General features: G+C 68.9%; 15 protein-coding genes. 7 read left to right on the top strand and 8 right to left on the bottom strand.

All coding sequences use genetic code 11. The annotated features are described in order from the left end of the window. The first annotated feature begins 74 nt into the window (after positions 1–74). Entirely contained in the window at positions 75–758 is a 684-nt protein-coding gene (locus tag ACFWF2_RS06440) for a hypothetical protein (protein ID WP_379305236.1), read from the top strand. Positions 759–803: 45 nt separating this feature from the next. Here ACFWF2_RS06440 and ACFWF2_RS06435 read toward each other — a convergent pair whose 3' ends face one another. From ACFWF2_RS06435 to ACFWF2_RS06415, 5 genes are all read right to left on the bottom strand, one after another. After that, positions 804–1655, bottom strand: a complete 852-nt coding sequence (locus tag ACFWF2_RS06435; protein WP_379305234.1) for a 3-hydroxybutyryl-CoA dehydrogenase — start codon at positions 1653–1655, stop codon at positions 804–806. Positions 1656–1820: 165 nt separating this feature from the next. Then, positions 1821–3314, bottom strand: a complete 1494-nt coding sequence (locus ACFWF2_RS06430; protein WP_379305232.1) for an APC family permease — start codon at positions 3312–3314, stop codon at positions 1821–1823. Between the two features lie 30 nt (positions 3315–3344). Next, the gene (locus ACFWF2_RS06425) at positions 3345–4424 is read right to left on the bottom strand and encodes a Glu/Leu/Phe/Val dehydrogenase dimerization domain-containing protein (RefSeq protein ID WP_379305230.1); all 1080 of its coding nucleotides are present in this window, start codon (positions 4422–4424) and stop codon (positions 3345–3347) included. Between the two features lie 162 nt (positions 4425–4586). Continuing rightward, the gene (locus ACFWF2_RS06420) at positions 4587–8066 is read right to left on the bottom strand and encodes an indolepyruvate ferredoxin oxidoreductase family protein (RefSeq protein WP_379305228.1); all 3480 of its coding nucleotides are present in this window, start codon (positions 8064–8066) and stop codon (positions 4587–4589) included. A gap of 198 nt (positions 8067–8264) precedes the next feature. Then, positions 8265–8750: an Lrp/AsnC family transcriptional regulator gene (locus tag ACFWF2_RS06415; protein WP_379305226.1), complete on the bottom strand. Its 486-nt coding sequence runs from the start codon at positions 8748–8750 to the stop codon at positions 8265–8267. A 121-nt stretch (positions 8751–8871) separates the two neighbouring features. Here ACFWF2_RS06415 and ACFWF2_RS06410 point away from each other — a divergent pair, with 121 nt between their 5' ends. Then, on the top strand, positions 8872–9930 hold the full coding sequence (locus ACFWF2_RS06410) for an alpha/beta hydrolase (RefSeq protein ID WP_379305224.1): 1059 nt from the start codon (positions 8872–8874) through the stop codon (positions 9928–9930). A gap of 103 nt (positions 9931–10033) precedes the next feature. On the opposite strand, the gene ACFWF2_RS06405 is transcribed toward ACFWF2_RS06410, so the two are convergent. The 3 genes from ACFWF2_RS06405 to ACFWF2_RS06395 form a co-directional block, all read right to left on the bottom strand. Then, positions 10034–10369, bottom strand: a complete 336-nt coding sequence (locus ACFWF2_RS06405; RefSeq protein ID WP_379305222.1) for a calmodulin — start codon at positions 10367–10369, stop codon at positions 10034–10036. Positions 10370–10533: 164 nt separating this feature from the next. Continuing rightward, positions 10534–11565, bottom strand: coding sequence for a MauE/DoxX family redox-associated membrane protein (locus ACFWF2_RS06400; protein ID WP_379305220.1), 1032 nt, complete (start codon positions 11563–11565; stop codon positions 10534–10536). 138 nt (positions 11566–11703) lie between these two features. Beyond that, positions 11704–12471, bottom strand: coding sequence for an MspA family porin (locus tag ACFWF2_RS06395; protein WP_379305218.1), 768 nt, complete (start codon positions 12469–12471; stop codon positions 11704–11706). 301 nt (positions 12472–12772) lie between these two features. Here ACFWF2_RS06395 and ACFWF2_RS06390 point away from each other — a divergent pair, with 301 nt between their 5' ends. The 5 genes from ACFWF2_RS06390 (at position 12773) to ACFWF2_RS06370 (ending at position 17025) form a co-directional block, all read left to right on the top strand. Further along, positions 12773–13999 carry a cysteine desulfurase family protein gene (locus ACFWF2_RS06390; RefSeq protein ID WP_379305216.1) on the top strand — a complete coding sequence of 409 codons (1227 nt, stop codon included), beginning with the start codon at positions 12773–12775 and terminating at the stop codon, positions 13997–13999. Continuing rightward, positions 13999–15102, top strand: coding sequence for a tRNA 2-thiouridine(34) synthase MnmA (gene mnmA / locus ACFWF2_RS06385; protein ID WP_379305214.1), 1104 nt, complete (start codon positions 13999–14001; stop codon positions 15100–15102). Before ACFWF2_RS06390 ends, mnmA begins: the two co-directional genes overlap by 1 nt. A gap of 116 nt (positions 15103–15218) precedes the next feature. Further along, entirely contained in the window at positions 15219–16295 is a 1077-nt protein-coding gene (locus ACFWF2_RS06380; RefSeq protein WP_379305212.1) for a methionine synthase, read from the top strand. 54 nt (positions 16296–16349) lie between these two features. Continuing rightward, positions 16350–16601, top strand: coding sequence for an AbrB/MazE/SpoVT family DNA-binding domain-containing protein (locus ACFWF2_RS06375; RefSeq protein ID WP_379305210.1), 252 nt, complete (start codon positions 16350–16352; stop codon positions 16599–16601). Next, positions 16594–17025 (top strand): type II toxin-antitoxin system VapC family toxin, encoded by a 432-nt coding sequence (locus tag ACFWF2_RS06370; protein ID WP_379305208.1) that lies wholly within the window; start codon positions 16594–16596, stop codon positions 17023–17025. The genes ACFWF2_RS06375 and ACFWF2_RS06370 overlap by 8 nt, the downstream gene beginning before the upstream one ends. Positions 17026–17074 lie beyond the last annotated feature (49 nt).

Here is a 17074-nt window from a genome sequence, read left to right as displayed (position 1 = left end):
CCATCCACCCGGTGGTTCCGAATCAGATGCGAAGGAGTCTCTCTTCCACAGCATTTGATAGGAAGGTTCGACATATGAGCACACAATGGTCACTGCGCACGACGTTCGTCGCGGGCATTCTCGGCGCCGCGGTGTTCGCCGCGAGCGCCCCAGCACTGGCTGAGACTCCGCCAGGCGCTGAGCCAGCGGGTTCGAATGCCGTCGCCACGGCGCAGGGCCTGGTCCTGGACCTGCGTCATGTCGGGCTCGATCCCATTCCCCTGGCGAGCCTGCCGGTCCCGGTGGGCGAACCCGGCGGCACGGCGGATCCGATCGCGGTGCCCGTTCCCGCGCCGACCGATGTGCTGCGGATCGGCAATGTGCAGGTCGCCAGACCGGACTTCATCCCGCCGGAGCAGGTCGCCCAGTTCAACGACACACTCGGCGGCGCGGAGACCGCGCTGGCGCGGATGCTGGACGGGCAGGGGTTCGCACCCGCCCGGTCGGATCAGATAGCCGCCAACGTGTTCGGCAGGGCCGCGCAGGGTGCGGCGGTCGGTGCGATCGTGGCCAGTCCGATCGCCGCGGCCGCCGCGATCATCGGCGTGGCCGTCGGCCTCGTGGTCGCACTCCCCTTCGCGCCCGCCGGGCTCATCTTCATGCCCATCATCGCCGCCAGCCTCGCCGTAGGCATGGTGGTGGCGCCGTTCGCCGCGGTCGGCGCGGGCGTCGGGGCTGTCGTCGGCGGCGTCGAAGCGGCGCAGGCACCCGCACCCTGAGTCTCGGCAGACCCGCAGGAGCGGTGCTCCTGCGGGTCATGGCGATCAGCTCGCGTAGTCGTAGAACCCGCGACCGGACTTGCGGCCCAGGCGACCCGCGTCCACCATCCGGCGCAGCAGGGCGGGCGGGGCGAGGTGCGGCTCGGCGAACTCGGCGTACAGCGACTCCGAGGCGGCCAGGGCGATGTCGAGGCCGACGGTGTCGAGGAGGGTCAGCGGGCCCATCGGGTAGCCGCAGCCGCCCTTCATGGCCGCGTCGATGTCCTCGGCGGTGGCGTAGCCCGACTCGAGCATCCGGATCGCCGAGCACAGATACGGGATGAGCAGCGCGTTGACGATGAAGCCGGAGCGGTCACCGGCCTGCACGGTCATCTTGCCCAGGGTGTTCTTGGCGTAGTCGGTGACGGCCGCGGCCGCCTCCGGCGCGGTCACCAGGGTCGAGATGATCTCGACCAGCGGCATCACCGGCACCGGGTTGAAGAAGTGCACGCCGACGACCCGCTCGGGACGCTCGGTGGCACCGGCCACCTTGATCACCGGGATCGAGGAGGTGTTGGTGGCGAGGATGCCCTCGGGCTTCACGATCTTGTCGAGCTTGCCGAAGATCTCGTACTTCAGCGATTCGATCTCCGGCGCGGCCTCGATGACCAGGTCGCGGTCGGCGAACTCGTCGATGTCCAGGGTGACCCGCACGCGCGCGATCGCCGCGTCGGCCTCCTCCTGGGTGATCTTGCCGCGGGCGACGCCCCGGCTGATCGAGGTCGCGATGCGCTGCTGCGCGGCGTCGGCGAACTCCTGCTTGGTCTCGAGCACGAGCACCGAGCTACCCGCCTTGGCACAAACCTCCGCGATGCCGGCACCCATGGTGCCGCCACCGATCACTCCGATCAACTCCACTGCAGAACTCCCAACATCGCATTGCCCTGGCTGTCCCGGAGATTATTTCACCCGGGCTGGCACTCAGTGCCACAGGCTGTCGAAAGCGCTGGCCACCCGGGGTACGAACGCCGACCGGGCCGCCACCGGTTCGGGGGTGAAGCGGTGGCGGCCCAGCGGATTCGGCTATCGCACCGGCGTCAGCTCCGGCTCGGTGGGTTGCCGTCGGTCGCGACCGAGGACCGAGTGCCTGCGGCTGTAGGCGAAGTAGACGATGACACCGAGAGCCATCCAGATCACGAAGCGCAGCCAGGTCTCGATCGAGAGGTTGACCATCAGCCACAGGCAGGCCAGCGCGCCGAGGATGGGGACCACCGGGACGAACGGGACGCGGAAGCCGCGCGGCAGATCGGGGCGGGTCCGGCGCAGCACCAGCACGCCGACCGACACCATCACGAACGCGACCAGGGTGCCGATATTGACCATTTCCTCGAGCGTGCCGAAGTCGACGAAACCGGCCAGCAGGGCGCAGACCACGCCGACGATCACGGTCAACCGGACCGGCGTGCCCTTCTTGCCGGTCTGGGCGAGGCCGCGGGGCAGCAGACCGTCACGGGCCATGGCGAACAGCACCCGCGTCTGGCCGAGGAACATCACCATGACCACCGTCGACAGACCGGCGAGGGCGCCGATGGCGATGATGTTCTTCACCCAGGTCGCGCCGTGGATGGCGAAGGCCGTGGCGAGGGTGGCGTTGCCGTCGGCGAGTTCGGTGTAGGACACCATGCCGGTGAGGATCAGCGACACCGCGATGTAGAGCACCGTCACGATGGCCAGCGATCCCAGGATGCCGCGCGGGATGTCGCGCTGCGGATTGCGCGTCTCCTCGGCGGTGGTGGCGACCACGTCGAAGCCGATGAAAGCGAAGAACACCAGGCTGGCCGCGGCGAGCAGGCCGTACCAGCCGTAGCTGGTGCCACCGGATCCGGTGAGGAAGGCGAACAGCGACTGCCGCAGCCCCTCGGCCTTCTCCGACGGCGCCGAGGGCGGAATGTAGGGCGTCAGGTTCGACGGCTTGAAGTAGGTCGCGCCGACCACCAGCACCAGCGCGATCACCCCCAGCTTGATCGCGACGGCGATGGCGGAGACCCGCGACGACAGCTTCGTCCCGGTCGCCAGCAGCACACCGACCACCGCGATGATCACGACCGCGCCCCAGTCGAAGGTCACCGACCCGAAGTGGACCACCGGCGCCGACGACCCGAGCACATTGCCCAGATACTGCGACCAGCCCTTGGCGACCACGGACACCGCGAGCGCGAATTCCAGGATCAGATCCCAGCCGATGATCCAGGCGATCACCTCACCGAAGGTGGCGTAGGCGAAGGTGTACGCGCTGCCCGCCACCGGAACGGTGGAGGCGAATTCCGCGTAGCACAGGGCCGTCAGCCCGCACGCGATCGCCGCGAAGACGAAGGCGAGCGAGACCGCGGGCCCCGCCACCGTGCCCGCGGTGCGTGCGGTGAGGGTGAAGATGCCCGCGCCGATCACCACCGCGACACCGAAGATCGTGAGGTCTTTCGCCGTCAGATCCTTGCGTAGCTTGGAATCCGGGTCGTCGGTATCCCGGATCGACTGTTCGACTGATTTGGTGCGGAACAAGCCGCTCGCGATCGCCACTGTGGTCTCCTCTTCGAAACTCGGGCGCGCTCAGAGCGACCAGGGGATGGCGTCGAGACGGCGCTCGGCGAATCGGTTGGCGGCAGCACCGGTGCCGATGCCCTCGGCCTTGGCAGCGGCGATGATCTCGCGGCAGCGCGGATAGATGTCGGCGACCTCGGCTTCCACCTCGGCCGGGGCGGCGGCGCGCAGCTCGCCGGCCACCTGGATGAGTCCGCCGCCGTTGGCGACGAAATCGGGCACCCAGGTGATGCCGCGGTCGGTCAGCGCCTGTTCGATCTCGGGCGTGGCGAGCTGGTTGTTGGCGGCGCCGCAGATGAGCTTGGCCTCGATCGTCGCGGCGCTCGACGCGGTGAGCGTGGCGCCCATCGCGCAGGGGGCGTACACGTCGACCGGCGCGGTGGACACCGTGGACAGCAGCCGCACCGCGGGCTGTTCCGCGGCGATACGCCGCAGCGCCGCCTCGTTCACATCCGTCACGCAGACCTCGGCGCCGTCGGCGAGCAGCAGGGCGGTGAGCTCGCGGCCGACCTTGCCGACGCCCTCGACACCGACCGTGCGACCGGCCAGTGTGGGTGCGCCCCACACGGATTCGGCTCCGGCCCGCATGGCGTGGAACACGCCGAGCGCGGTCAGCCGGGCGCTGTCACCGCTGCCGCCTGCGGCGACGCTGCGACCGGTGACGTAGCGGGTGTGCCTGCCGATCACATCCAGATCGTCGGTGTTGGTGCCCACATCGCCCGCGGTGATGTAGCGCCCGCCGAGCGTCTCGACGAAGCGCGCGTAGGCGGCGAGCAGTTCCTCGCTCTTCATGGTCGCCGGGTCACCGATGATCACCGCCTTGCCGCCACCGAGGTCGACGCCCGCGGCCGCCGCCTTGTAGGTCATGCCCCACGACAGCCGCAGCACGTCCTGCAACGCCGCGGATTCGTCGGCGTACGGGTAGAAGCGAGTCCCGCCAAGGGCCGGGCCGAGCGCCGTCGAGTGGATCGCGATGATCGCCTTCAGCCCGGACCTGTCGTCCTCACAGAACACCACCTGCTCATGGGCGCGGGCGCTCAACTCGTGCGATCGGCCGAAGACTCCCGCCTCGGTGTGCACAACGGTCACTGTGGATTCCTTTCCTGTTGCCGCCCACCACGGGTCGTGCCTGGGTGCGGCGGTGTGTGGTGCCGCGGGTCCGCGGCGGTTTTGAAGAGCCGCAGGTACGCGGCGGTGTTGTGGTGCCGCGGGTTCGCGGATGCTGTGGCGCCGCGGCGTGTTGCGTGCCGGTCAGTACTCGATGCCGAGCTCGCGCAGTCCGGCGCGGTACAGCTCGACATTGCCGAGCTTCACGTCCTCGTAGCCGCGCACGACATCGGGAAGTGCGGCGGCCGCGGTGGCCGTGTCGTAGTTCTCCGGGTCCAGGTCGCTCGCCAGGCGAGCCACCATGGCGGTGTAGTGGGCCAGCAGTTCCCGCTCGACCTTGCGCACGTGGGCGTAGCCGAAGGGATCGAGCCGGGTGCCGCGCAGGAACTTGCCCTTGGCGAGAACCTTCAGTGCCACATGAGATGTCGGTGCGAGCCCGATCTTCTTGCGACGGCCGAGCGCGCGCAGGGCCGGGGGATGCAGCTTGTAGGTGAGCTTCTCGCCGCCCGGCACCTGGGCCTGGACCTCGGCCAGGAACGCCGGATCGACCAGCAGCCGCGCCACTTCGTACTCGTCCTTGTAGGCGGTGAACTTGTACAGCCCCCGCGCCACCGCCTCGCTGAAGTCGGTCCGCTCGCCGAGCGCCCGCTCCGCCGTCCAGGCGAGTTCGACGGTCTCGACATACCGCCGAGCCACCGTGGCGTTCTGATAGCCGACCAGCTCGGCCGCCCGCAGTTCCACGAGCCGGCGCACCTCACCCTCGAAGCTGGTGTGCGCCAGCACTTCCGCGGGCACCGTCGGCGTGGTCCGCCGCGGCCGCCCCTCATCGACAGCCGCGGCGAACGCCGCCGGATCCGCGACGGCGACACGTCCCCAGCGGAAGGCCGCGATCGTCGCGTCCACCGCGACGCCGTTGATGCCGATGGCCTCCTCGATCGCCGCTACGGGCAGTCGCAGGCCGCCGGACTGGACGGCGGCGCCGACGATCAGGAAGTTGGCCGCCGCGGTGTTGCCGAACAAGGTCTGCGCTGCCGCGAGTGCGTCGAAGTGGCTGATCGAATTCGTCACCGTCGCAAGCCGATCCAGCAGCGTATCGGTGGCGGGGTAGGTCACCGACTTGTCGTAGACCATGTCGCCGGTCGGGGTCTGGCTCGTCGAGGCCACCGCCACGGTGCTCGCCGCGTCGCCGTACTGGAGAGAGCGGGGATCGGTCGCGGTGAGCAGATCGACGGCGAGCAGGCAGTCCGCGCTGCCCGGGGTGAGCCGGTTCGACGGCTCCAATTCCGTTGTGGAGAACCGCAGGTGAGAAACCACTGGCCCGGCCTTCTGGCTCAGGCCGATCTGATCCAGGCTCTCGACCTCGTATCCGGCGCGCAGTGCGGCCGTGGCCAGCACCTGATTCACCGTCACGATGCCGGTGCCGCCGATGCCCGCGATCAGCACGTTCTGGGTCCGCTGCGGTGCGCCGACGCCGGGGTCGGCGACCACGGGCGGCTCGACGACCTTGCGGCGCCCGTTCTTGGGCTTGTCCTTGTCCGGGACCACTTCCACCGTGACGAACGACGGGCAGTCGCCGTCCAGGCAGCTGTAGTCGGTATTGCACGAGGTCTGATCGATGCGGGTCTTGCGCCCGAATTCGGTGTCGACCGGCTGCACGGACAGGCAGTTCGACTTGGTGCCGCAGTCGCCGCAACCTTCGCAGACGGCCTCGTTGATCACCACCCGGGTGGTGCGGACCGGCAGCGCGCCGCGCTTGCGCTGCCTGCGCGCGTCGGCGGCGCAGTGCTGGTCGTAGATCAGTACGGTGACGCCCTCGACCTCGCGCAGCAGCCGCTGCGCCTCGTCGAGCCGGTCACGATGCCACAGCAGCGTGCCCTTGGCCAGCGCCCGCTTGTTGTGGCGCTGGGGTTCGTCGGCGCAGATGATGATCTTGCGGACGCCCTCGACGGCAAGCTTGTGGGTCAGCTGCGCGACGGTGAGCCCGCCCTCCACGTCCTGGGCGCCGGTCATCGCGACGACCTCGTTCCACAGCAGCTTGTAGGTGATGTTCACCCCGGCCGCGACGCAGGCCTGCACGGCCAGCTGGCCGGAATGGAAGAACGTGCCGTCGCCGATGTTCTGGAACAGGTGCGGCACGTCGGTGAACGGCGCCTGCCCGATCCACTGGCTGCCCTCGCCGCCCATCTGGGTCAGCCCGGTGACCGCGCTGTCGGCACGGCCCGACATCGTCACCAGCGTGTGGCACCCGATTCCGCCGCCGCCGATCGAGCCGTCGGGCAGCGCGGTGGAGCGGTTGTGCGGGCAGCCGCTGCAGAAGTACGGCGTCCGCTTGGCGGACAGCACCTCGAGCGGAAGCGGCGGCGGGGCAGCCCTTTTCAGCTCGACCCGCTCGCGCAGTACCCGGCGCAGCGGCGCCAGCAGCCGTCCCGCGGTGAGCTCGCCGTCGACCGGCATCAGCCGGCCGCCGTGCGCGTCGTGCTTGCCGAGGACGCGTGGCGCGCCCGCGGTGCCGTAGAGGATCTCGCGGATCTGGGTCTCGATGAACGCGGTCTTGTCCTCCACCACGATCAGCTCGTCGAGACCGCGGGCGAACTCGGTGACAGCGGCCGTGCCGACGGGATAGGGCATGCCGATGCGCAGCAGCCGGATTCCGGCCCGGTGCATGGCCGCCTCGTCGACGCCGAGGTCGAGCAGTGCCTGGCGGACCGCGTCGAAGGTGGTCCCGGTGGCCGCGATGCCCACCTTGGCCTCGGCCGGATCCACCTCGATGATGTCGAGGGCGTTGGCCGCCGAGAAGGCCTGCACGGTCGCCCAGCGCGGCCCGTAGAGGTCGGCCTCGGCGAGCACGCTGTCGGTCGGCGCCGCCATCGGCCGCTGCCGGTAGGTGAAAGGCCTTCCCTCCCACTGCACTTCGGGCACCGTGACGGCGAGATCGGCCACGTCCGCGTCGACCGTCCACGCCCCGTCGGCGACATCGGCGACGATCTTCAGCGCCACCACGCAGCCCGAGGCCCGCGACATCGCGATGCCCTGCATCCCGAGGGTGATGATCTCCTCGGCGTTGCGCGGGAACAGCACCGGAACGCCCATGGCGGCCAGCGAACGCTCGCTGACGGCGGGCACCGTCGACGACTTCGACGCCGGATCGTCGCCGACAAGTAGCAGGACGCCGCCGCGCGGGTTCACGCCGTACATGTTGGCGTGGCGAATGGCGTCGCTCGCGCGGTCGACACCCGGGCCTTTGCCGTACCAGACGCCGACCACGCCGTCGTGGGTCGCCCGCCCGGCGGGCAGGTCGGCCTGGCTGCCCCACACCGAGGTGGCGGCCAGTTCCTCGTTGAACCCGGGGACGAAGGTGATGTCGTGTTCGGCGAGCACGTCCGGCATGCCGAGCAGCATCTTGTCCACCCCGCCCAGCGGGCTGCCCTGATACCCGGAGACGAATGTCGCGACCCGGCGCCCGGCGCGGATATCGCGCACATGCTGTTCCACCAGCAGCCTGGCGATGGCCTGGACACCGGTGAGCAGAATCGGGCCTGCCCCGGAGCGATAGCGATCGGCGAGGTCGTAGGGCGCGGCAGGCTCGGCCTGCGGCCGGGCGGTCGGACAGACGACGGTGGTCATAGACGCCTCACCACACTTTCCACAACCCAGATCGTGAGCTGCGCAACGAAGGAACTTGCTATCGGTGCAGCGAAATGTGCCGTGGAGGGGTAATCGGTGTCAACAGTCAGTCAAAAAGTTGATCAGTCTGCTCAAAAGTGATCTGGACCACTGAGGCGGATGTGTCAATCTGCTCGAGGTAAGGAGACCTGCGTCACATCAGGGCTGGTTTGCGTGCTTGGTCAGATGGTCGACCAGCGGCAGGCTCCGATACTTGATCGGAGTGGCCAGCGCGAGCATCGTCTCGGTGTGATTCACGCCGTCGATGGCATGCACCCGCTGGATGATCTCCAGCAGATCCTGCTGTGATTGCGCGGCGACGCGGACCAGCAGATCGGCGCGACCGGTGGTGGCGTGCACTTCGAGGACGTGCGGGAAGCCGCGCAGCGTCTCGATGATCGGATCCATCTTGTTCTGATCGAGTTCGATGCCGAGGAACGCGTGCACGGCGAAGCCGATCGCCTGCACATCGATATCGGGCGGAAAGCCGCGCACCGCGCCCGAGGACTCCAGCCGCTTCATTCGCGCCTGCACCGTGTTGCGGGCGATGCCGAGCCGCTGCGCCAGCTCGAGAATCGGCGCCCGCGGGTCGCGCGCCAGTTCGGCCAGCAACGCGGCGTCGAGAGCATCGAACTTGATGGTCATGCCGCATTGTGGCACGGCGGAAACCGGCCCTGCTCGGCGGAAGCTCTTCGGGAACCGATAAGGTGATACAGGGGGTTACAGGTAGTTTTCCCTCGTCGTCGCGATTCATCCGGAGATTTACATGGGCCCCTTGTCGGTTGCGCTGCGCAACGCGGTCGCACTCTTCAGCGACGGCGTCGAGCCGTACACGCCGACGCCGTCGGACATCGTCTACGACGAACCGCACCGCCGGCTCCTGCGCTACCGCCGCGCCACCCCCGCCACGGGCGATCCGGTGCTGCTCGTCCCGCCGCTGGCGGTGACCATTTCCTGCTACGACATGCGGCCGAGCCAGAGCCTGGTGCGCTTCCTGCTCGACCTGGGTCGCGAGGTCTATGTGCTCGACTACGGCGAGATCACCTACGCGGACCGCGATCTCGGCTTCGAGGAATGGGTCGACGACATCGTGCCGACGGCGATCGCCACGGTCGGCGCCGACGCGGAGGGCGCTGTCGACCTGATCGGATGGTCGTTCGGCGGCACCATGAGCGTGCTCACCGCCGCGGCCCACCCGGACCTGCCGATCGGCTCGGTCACCGCGGTCGGGACCCCGTTCGATCAGCGCCGCAATGGCCAGATCTCGCTGGCCCGCAGGTTCGGGCAGCTCACCGGCGGTCGCGAAGTCACCTTCCCGGTACGGGTCGCCGGTGGCGTCCCGAAGTACGGGGTGCGGGCCGGATTCCGCATCCAGTCGATCGACCGTGAGCTCACCAAGCCCTGGTACATCGCCCGCAATATCGCCGACACCGAAGCGCTGGCCCGCATGCAGTCGGTGGATCGATTCATGGACACCATGCCCGGTTACCCGGGCAGGTTCTACCGTCAGGCCTATCGCCAGCTGATCATCCGCAACGAAATGCTGAAGGGCACAGTGCATTTGCGCCCCGACCGCGCGATCGACCTCACCGAACTCACGGCGCCGACCCAGCTGATCGGCGGCACCAAGGACGCCCTTGCCTCCTCGGCGTCCGTCGCCGCGGGCGTCCAGGTCCTCACCGGCACGTCCGAGGTCCGCTTCACCGAGGTCCCGGGAAGTCATCTCGGCATCATCGCGGGCCCCGCCGCCCGCGACACCACCTGGGCGACCATCGCGGACTTCCTCGGCAGCGTGCGGTCATCCACGCCGTCGCCGACCCGCTGACCGGGCGTCGGCCGCGGGAACGAGTTGCGGGCGCGCGAGCTCTGAACCCGGCAGACCCCGGCCGAAAGCGCTCGGCCGGGGTCCGCCGCCGACGGCGTAGCCGCTAGCGGATCTCTCGGGTGAGCCGGGACGACCACGGACACCAGAAGCAGCCCGGCAGGAAAGCGCCGCAGGCCTCGTCCAGGTGGTCTTCGAGGTAGTTGATACCCGCGTCGCAGACCTCGATCGCCACGGTGAAGAAGGTGATCGTGTCCGGGTCGAGGTGGAAGCTCCAACCCGGGTTGTACTCGACGGCCTGTTTCCTGATGCGGCCCATGACATGGACCGACATCTGCTCATCGCCGGACAGAATCCGACGCGCTTCCGCGATGCGCTGCTCGTTGGTGAGCCGGATAACGAATTCCTTGCCGGAGTAATCGGTGAATGCGAAGTCCGCCATGACATCTCCCTGCCAAAAGTAGTGGATGGGGTTTGCGTGCGGTTCTGCATCAGAGCACTCAATATCGTATCGGCGTGCGAGCGCTGTTGTAAACGAAATTCTTTGTGCGCCAATCAAAATTCGACTGGACGCCCGTTTCCGGCGGCGGTAACCAGGCTGAGGGGTCAGTTCGGACGGGAGATAGCGGCGTGGTCGCCATTGCTTCGAGAGGAAAGCTGGGTTCGGATGGACTTCCCGGCAAAAGTCAATTCACGGATCGCGATAGCGCCGCGCGCAACGGGCGCGGCGACTCGGCCCTCGGCGTCGATCAGCACAGCCGACGGTGTGCCGCGGACGCGGTAGCGCAGCGCCGCCTCGTTGCTCTGCTGGACCAGCGACGGGATCTCGCCCAGACCCTGTTCGATACCCCACACGGCCTGCTCATCGGCGTCGCCGTTCCCGACGACGACCATGGTCATGGCCGTGCGCGCTCGCCACCGCGGCAGCTCGCGGGCCAGCGCGGCGCACATCTCACAGCCCGGATGCACGAACACCAGCAGCACCGCCCGGCCCATCGACAGCAAATCCGCGAGATTCGTGCGAGCGCCCGTGACGTCGAGCAACTCGAACTCCGGCGCGACCGAGCCGACCGGCAAGCCCTCGGCGCCCAGCGTCGAGAGCGCCTGCTCGTCCAGGCGCCGCCGCAGCGCGCCGACCTGGCCGGCCAGCCACGCCAGGACCCCGCACAGCAGCGCGCCGAGCGCGAGCCCGGTCGCGGCATCGGCGGCCAGTCCCGCGGGCACCGAGGGATGGGCCGACGCGCCCCACAGGACCACGGCCGCGAGCACCATCAGCGCACCGTTGCGCACGATGCTGCGCGCGCCGATCGGCCTCGTACTCGCCGCGCCGAAGCATGAGCACGAGGGGCGCTTGCCGCGCCGCAACAAGCCGGCCATGACCACCGTGAACACCGTCAGCAGGAGCAGCGCGCCGACGGCTGCCGCGGCGGCAGTCCACGGCAGCACGACGCCGACCGCCAGCACCGCCTCGGCGATCGGCAGCCCCCACGCCACGGCGGGCACCCACCGCACCGGCACCTCGAACTCGCCCACCGCCTGCCGCGTACCGGCGCGATCGGCCAATTTCCCCCAGGCCGACAACCCGAACACCACGGCGAGCGCCAACCGCGTAACCCACACCCCGTATTCGATCAGCATGAGTCGCACCCTCCCACATCAGCGGCTATTCGAATTCCAAATCGCGGGCAGAGTATTCGACGTGTTGCGACATCGGGCAATTACGCCGCGGAGGGCGAGCCGACTCGGTCCGTGACGGTGAACTGCGTGCGGGACTCTCTACAGTGTGGTGGGCTCGCCGAACACCGCTCCGCTGTCGTCGACTTCGGGTGTTCTGGTTTGCACGTAGGTGTATTGGCGGATGGTGGCCGGGCCGATGCAGTTGTCGACTTTGATGTGAAAGTCGCGGGTCACGATCCGCACGGTCTTGCCCGGGATGAGCGGCTTGCCTTCCCCGATATCGACGTTGGTGATGTCGCCGGGTTGCAGTTCCAATTCCAGGAACAGACCCGGGTCCACCGCGATGGCGGGGAGGATGCCGTTGAACTCCTGAAACTGTCGCTGTTCGGTCTCCTGTGCCTGCCCGGACTGGTCCGTATGGGACTGCACCGACTCGCCGGTACTCGACTGCTCGACGGTGTCCGACTGCGACTGCTCGGTCGCCTGCCGCTGCACCTGCTCCGTCGCGGCGTTCTGCTGCGGCCCCTCGAGCCCGAATTCCGTGGTGGGATCGATGCCGGGGAGCGCGACATCGAGCCTGGCCGCGCAGCCGACGGTGTATCCGGTCCTGAGCACGCCCTCGGCCTGCCCGTCGAGCCGTCCGTACGCGACAGTGGAGACCAGCGCTTCACGGCTGGTGGGGGCGCCGTTCAACGGCGCGATTCGATAGACGGCTTCATTGTGTGTGCCGACGGTGAAACTGCCCATATCCGACTCGAAAGTCTTCTCGTGCGGTGGCAGATTGACGGTATCGGCATGCGCGGTCGGCTGCGACAGTAAGGCCAGCGCTGAGGCGACGTAACTGACTCTGCGGATGATTCGCAACATGACCTTGGACAATAGTGAATGCGACCGCAGATTCCGCTGCGTCACGCGGGCGCGTGTCCCGACCGATGCGGCTTGTTGTTCGCTCGTTCATCCGGCACCACACCGGTGGTGCGGTTCGCTGGCCGATCGACGTCGTGGTCGCCGTCAGAAGGCTGTCTCACCGGCCGTCTCGCCGCCGGTCCAGGAATACAGATGGGTGATACCCGTGTTGAGGATCCTGGGTAAATCGTAGAAGCAGCGTAGAGAGCAGGGGTGGACCCCGAAGATGCCCAGGTCAGCGGTGGTATAGGCTTTGTCCGTCATGAAGTCGGCTTATACGGGTCCGGTCAACGGTGCGCCCAAGACGGTCTACCTCGACCACGCGGCGACCACTCCGATGTTGCCCGCCGCCGTCGAGGCGATGACGGCTGCGCTGAGCACGGTGGGTAATGCCTCGTCGCTGCACGGATCCGGGCGTGCCGCACGGCGGTCGCTGGAGGAGGCGCGCGAGTCGATCGCGGCCGATCTGGGGGCGCGGCCGTCCGAGGTGATCTTCACCTCCGGTGGCACCGAGAGCGACAATCTGGCCGTCAAGGGCATCTTCTGGGGCCGCAGGGCGGGCGATCCGCGGCGCACCAGGATCGTCACCAGCGCGGTCGAGCATCACGCGGTGCTCGACGCGGTCGAGTGGCTGGAGAAGCACGAGGGCGCGCGAGTCACCTGGTTGCCCGTCGACGCCGAGGGTGTCGTCTCGCCGCACGCGCTGCGCGAGGTGCTCGCCGAGCAGGCCGACGAGGTCGCGCTGGTCAGTGTCATGTGGGCCAACAACGAGGTCGGCACCGTCCAGCCGGTCACCGAATTGGCCGCCGTCGCACAGGAGTTCGACGTTCCGATGCACAGCGACGCGATCCAGGCGGTGACCCAGCTCCCCATCGATTTCGGCGCGAGCGGGCTGGCCGCGCTCAGCGTCGCCGGGCACAAGGCCGGCGGTCCGCACGGCATCGGCGTGCTGCTGCTCGGCAGGCAGGTGCCGTGTGTGCCGCTGGTGCACGGCGGCGGACACGAACGCGACCTGCGCTCGGGCACCTCCGATGTGGCCGCGGCCGTCGGCATGGCCGCCGCGCTGCGCGAAGCGGTCGGTGACCTGCCCGCGCGCGCCGAGCAGCTGCGCGTCCTGCGCGAGCAGCTGATCGACGGTGTGCGGGCCGCGGTGCCCGACGCGGTGCTCAACGGGCCCGTCGACGAGCGGCGCCTGCCCGGCAACGCCCACTTCACCTTCCCCGGCTGCGAGGGCGACTCGCTGCTCATGCTGCTCGACGCCGCCGGTGTCGAATGCTCCACCGGGTCGGCCTGCAATGCGGGCGTGGCCTCCCCGAGTCATGTGCTGATCGCGATGGGTGTCCAGCCGTGGCAGGCCCGCAGTTCGCTGCGGTTCTCGCTGGGGCACACCTCGACCGGGGCCGATATCGAGACATTGTTGACCGTTCTTCCGCAGGTCATCGAACGGGCCAGAGCCGCGGGCATGGCCGGCGCTAGAGGAGGTGCCTGATGCGAGTACTCGCCGCGATGAGTGGTGGCGTCGATTCGGCGGTGGCCGCGGCGCGGGCCGTCGACGCCGGCCACGAGGTGGTCGGGGTGCACCTGGCGCTGTCGGCGACGCCGGGCACGCTGCGCACCGGTTCACGCGGGTGCTGCTCCAAGGAGGACGCCGGTGACGCGCGCCGCGCCGCCGACGTGCTCGGTATCCCGTTCTACGTCTGGGACTTCGCCGACCGCTTCAAGGAAGACGTGATCGACGATTTCGTCGCCGCCTACGCCGCAGGCGAGACGCCCAACCCGTGCCTGCGCTGCAACGAGAAGATCAAGTTCTCCGCCCTCGCCGACCGCGCACAGGCACTCGGCTTCGACGCCGTCGTGACCGGCCACTACGCCCGGCTCTCCGACGGCGTGCTGCGCCGCGCGGTCGACGCCGACAAGGACCAGTCCTATGTGCTCGCGGTGCTCACCGCCGAGCAGCTCGCGCGCGCGATGTTCCCGGTCGGTGACACCCCGAAGCCGCGGATCCGCGAGGAAGCCGCCGAGCGTGGTCTGGCCGTGGCGAACAAGCCCGACAGCCACGACATCTGCTTCATCCCCTCCGGGGACACCCGCGCGTTCCTCGGCGCCAAGATCGGCATCCGTCCCGGTGCGCTGGTCGATTCCGACGGCACCGTCCTCGGCGAGCACGAGGGTGTGCACGGATTCACCGTGGGCCAGCGCAAGGGTCTTGGCCTGACCCACACCGCCGCCGACGGCAAGCCGCGCTATGTGACCGGTATCGATCCCGATTCGGGGACGGTCAGCGTCGGTTCGGTGGAGGACCTCCAGGTCGATGTCGTCACGGCCGATCGCGCGATCTGGACCTCCGGCGTGCGCCCGAGCGAGCCGGTGGAGTGCGTCGTGCAGGTGCGTGCGCACGGCGGCACCGCGCCCGCCGTCGTCGAGCCCGCGGGTGACGGGTTCGTCGCCCGGTTGCGTGAACCGCTCACCGGTGTCGCCAAGGGTCAGGCGATCGTGCTCTATCTGCCTGATGCCGAGGGCGGGGACACCGTGGTCGGCAGTGGCACCATCAACGGCACCGATCGTGCCGGCGTCTCGGCGGACGCGGTCTAGGGTTCACCCGCGTACCTCGTTCACTCTCGCGCCGATCGGTCGACAGCAGGACCATCGGAGCGTCCGCACCGTCCGGGTGGCGGCTCCGTTTCGACGACACGAAAGGTGTTGAGCGCGTGACACTCTGGCGAAGCGAGGCCTCGCACCAAGCCGCAGCACCCGAACCCGTCGACCCGCTCGTCGCCGGCATCGCCACCGGGATCGGCTCCTGGCCCGGTACCGATCCCCGCGAGGCCGCCGCGACGATCATCGGCGAGCTGCCCGACCTGCCGCACCTGGTCGAGCTGCCCGATCGGGGTGTCGGCGCCGACCTGATCGGCCGGGTCTCGGCCCTGCTCGTCGACCTGCGTTTCGATTCCACGACGCGTGGTTACCGCTTGGCCGCCCGCCCCGGTGCGGTGTCGCGCCGGGCCAGGGATCTCCTGCACGCCGATCTCGACGCCATCGAAGAAGCCTGGGAGACAGCGGGTCTGGCAGGCGCGGGCCGCGTGGTGAAACTCCAGTCCGCGGGCCCGCTGACCCTCGCCGCCGAGGTCGAACTCCCCGGCGGCCACCGCATCCTCACCGATTCCGGTGCGGTGCGCGATCTTTCGGAGTCGCTCGCCGAAGGGCTGGCCCGGCACGCCGCGGAGGTTCGCCGCCGCCTCGGCGCGGAGGTCGTCATCCAGCTGGACGAACCCCGGCTCACCACGGTGCTCGACGGCTCCCTGAAAGGGCCGAGCATCCTGAACACCATTCGCGCGCTGCCCGAACCCGAGGCGTTGCACATCCTCGACACGGTGATCGACGCCCAGTCCGCACCGGTCCTGCTGCACACCTGCGCGTCCCGCCCCGCCCTCACCACGCTGGGCCGCACGGCCGCCACCGGGATCTCCTTCGACGCCTCGACCATCACCACCGCCGACCTCGACGCGCTCGGCGAGATCCTCGACTCCGGCAAGAAGGTCGCGCTCGGCCTGACCCCGTCCGCGGCCCCGGCCACGCCGATCACCTGGCGCGAGGTCGCCGAACCCGGTGTCCGCCTGATCGACCGCCTCGGCTTCCCGCGCAGCGTCCTCGCGGACCGGATCCTGGTGACCCCGTCCTGCGGGCTGGCGGGCGCGCCGCTGTCGTGGTCGCGCAAGGCGCTCTCGCTCACCAGCGATGTCGCCCGTGCCTTCGCCGAGGAACCGGAGTCGATCACCGTCGAGTGAGGGGTCCCGCTCTGCGGGCGACGAGTTACCATCTAATAGGAAGGAATCTATTAGATGGAGGTCGATGTGCGGATGAACGCGAACGGCCAGGTCACTATCCCGGCCGAGCTACGGGCAAAGTTCAACCTCCGTGAAGGCGACGAACTCGACGTTGTCGACGACGGTGGCACGTTGCGCATCGTGGCGCGTGGCGGGGCGGACAGTCCCGGTGAGCGGCTCGTACGGCAGATGCGGCGCCACCGATTCGACAATCCTGATGTCGGTGGCTTGACGACCGACGAGATCATGGCGCTGTTGCGTGACTGAATCTGTCACCGCGCTGCGGCGCGCAACCCTGGTCGACACCTGCGTGCTCATCGATGTTCTCGACGGCGATCCGACATGGGAGCAGTGGTCTGCCTCTGCATTGTCGACAGCCCGCAACGCGGGGCGCGTGGTGATCAATCCGCTGATCTACGCGGAGGTTTCGATCGGCTACGCGACCAAGGAATCATTGGAGTCGGCCCTGCCGCCGGACTCGTTCGATCGCGAGCCGCTGCCGTGGGACGCGGGGTTCCTGGCAGCTAAGGCATTTCTTGCCTACCGGCGCCGCGGTGGCGACAAACGCTCACCGCTACCGGACTTTTACATCGGTGCGCACGCTGCGGTCAGCGGGTACCGATTGTTGACGCGCGACGCCGCGCGGTACCGCACCTACTTCCCGAGGCTCGAGGTTATCGCGCCGGAATGAGCCCGCGACGTGCGGGAACGGTCGCCGGATGTGTCGGTGGGCTCGGCTA

The sequence above is a fragment of the Nocardia sp. NPDC060259 genome (genome assembly GCF_042728775.1).
In the GTDB taxonomy this organism is placed as follows: domain Bacteria; phylum Actinomycetota; class Actinomycetes; order Mycobacteriales; family Mycobacteriaceae; genus Nocardia.
The sequence above is the reverse complement of the archived record's forward strand: the minus strand, read 5'-3'. Positions and strand labels throughout refer to the sequence as shown.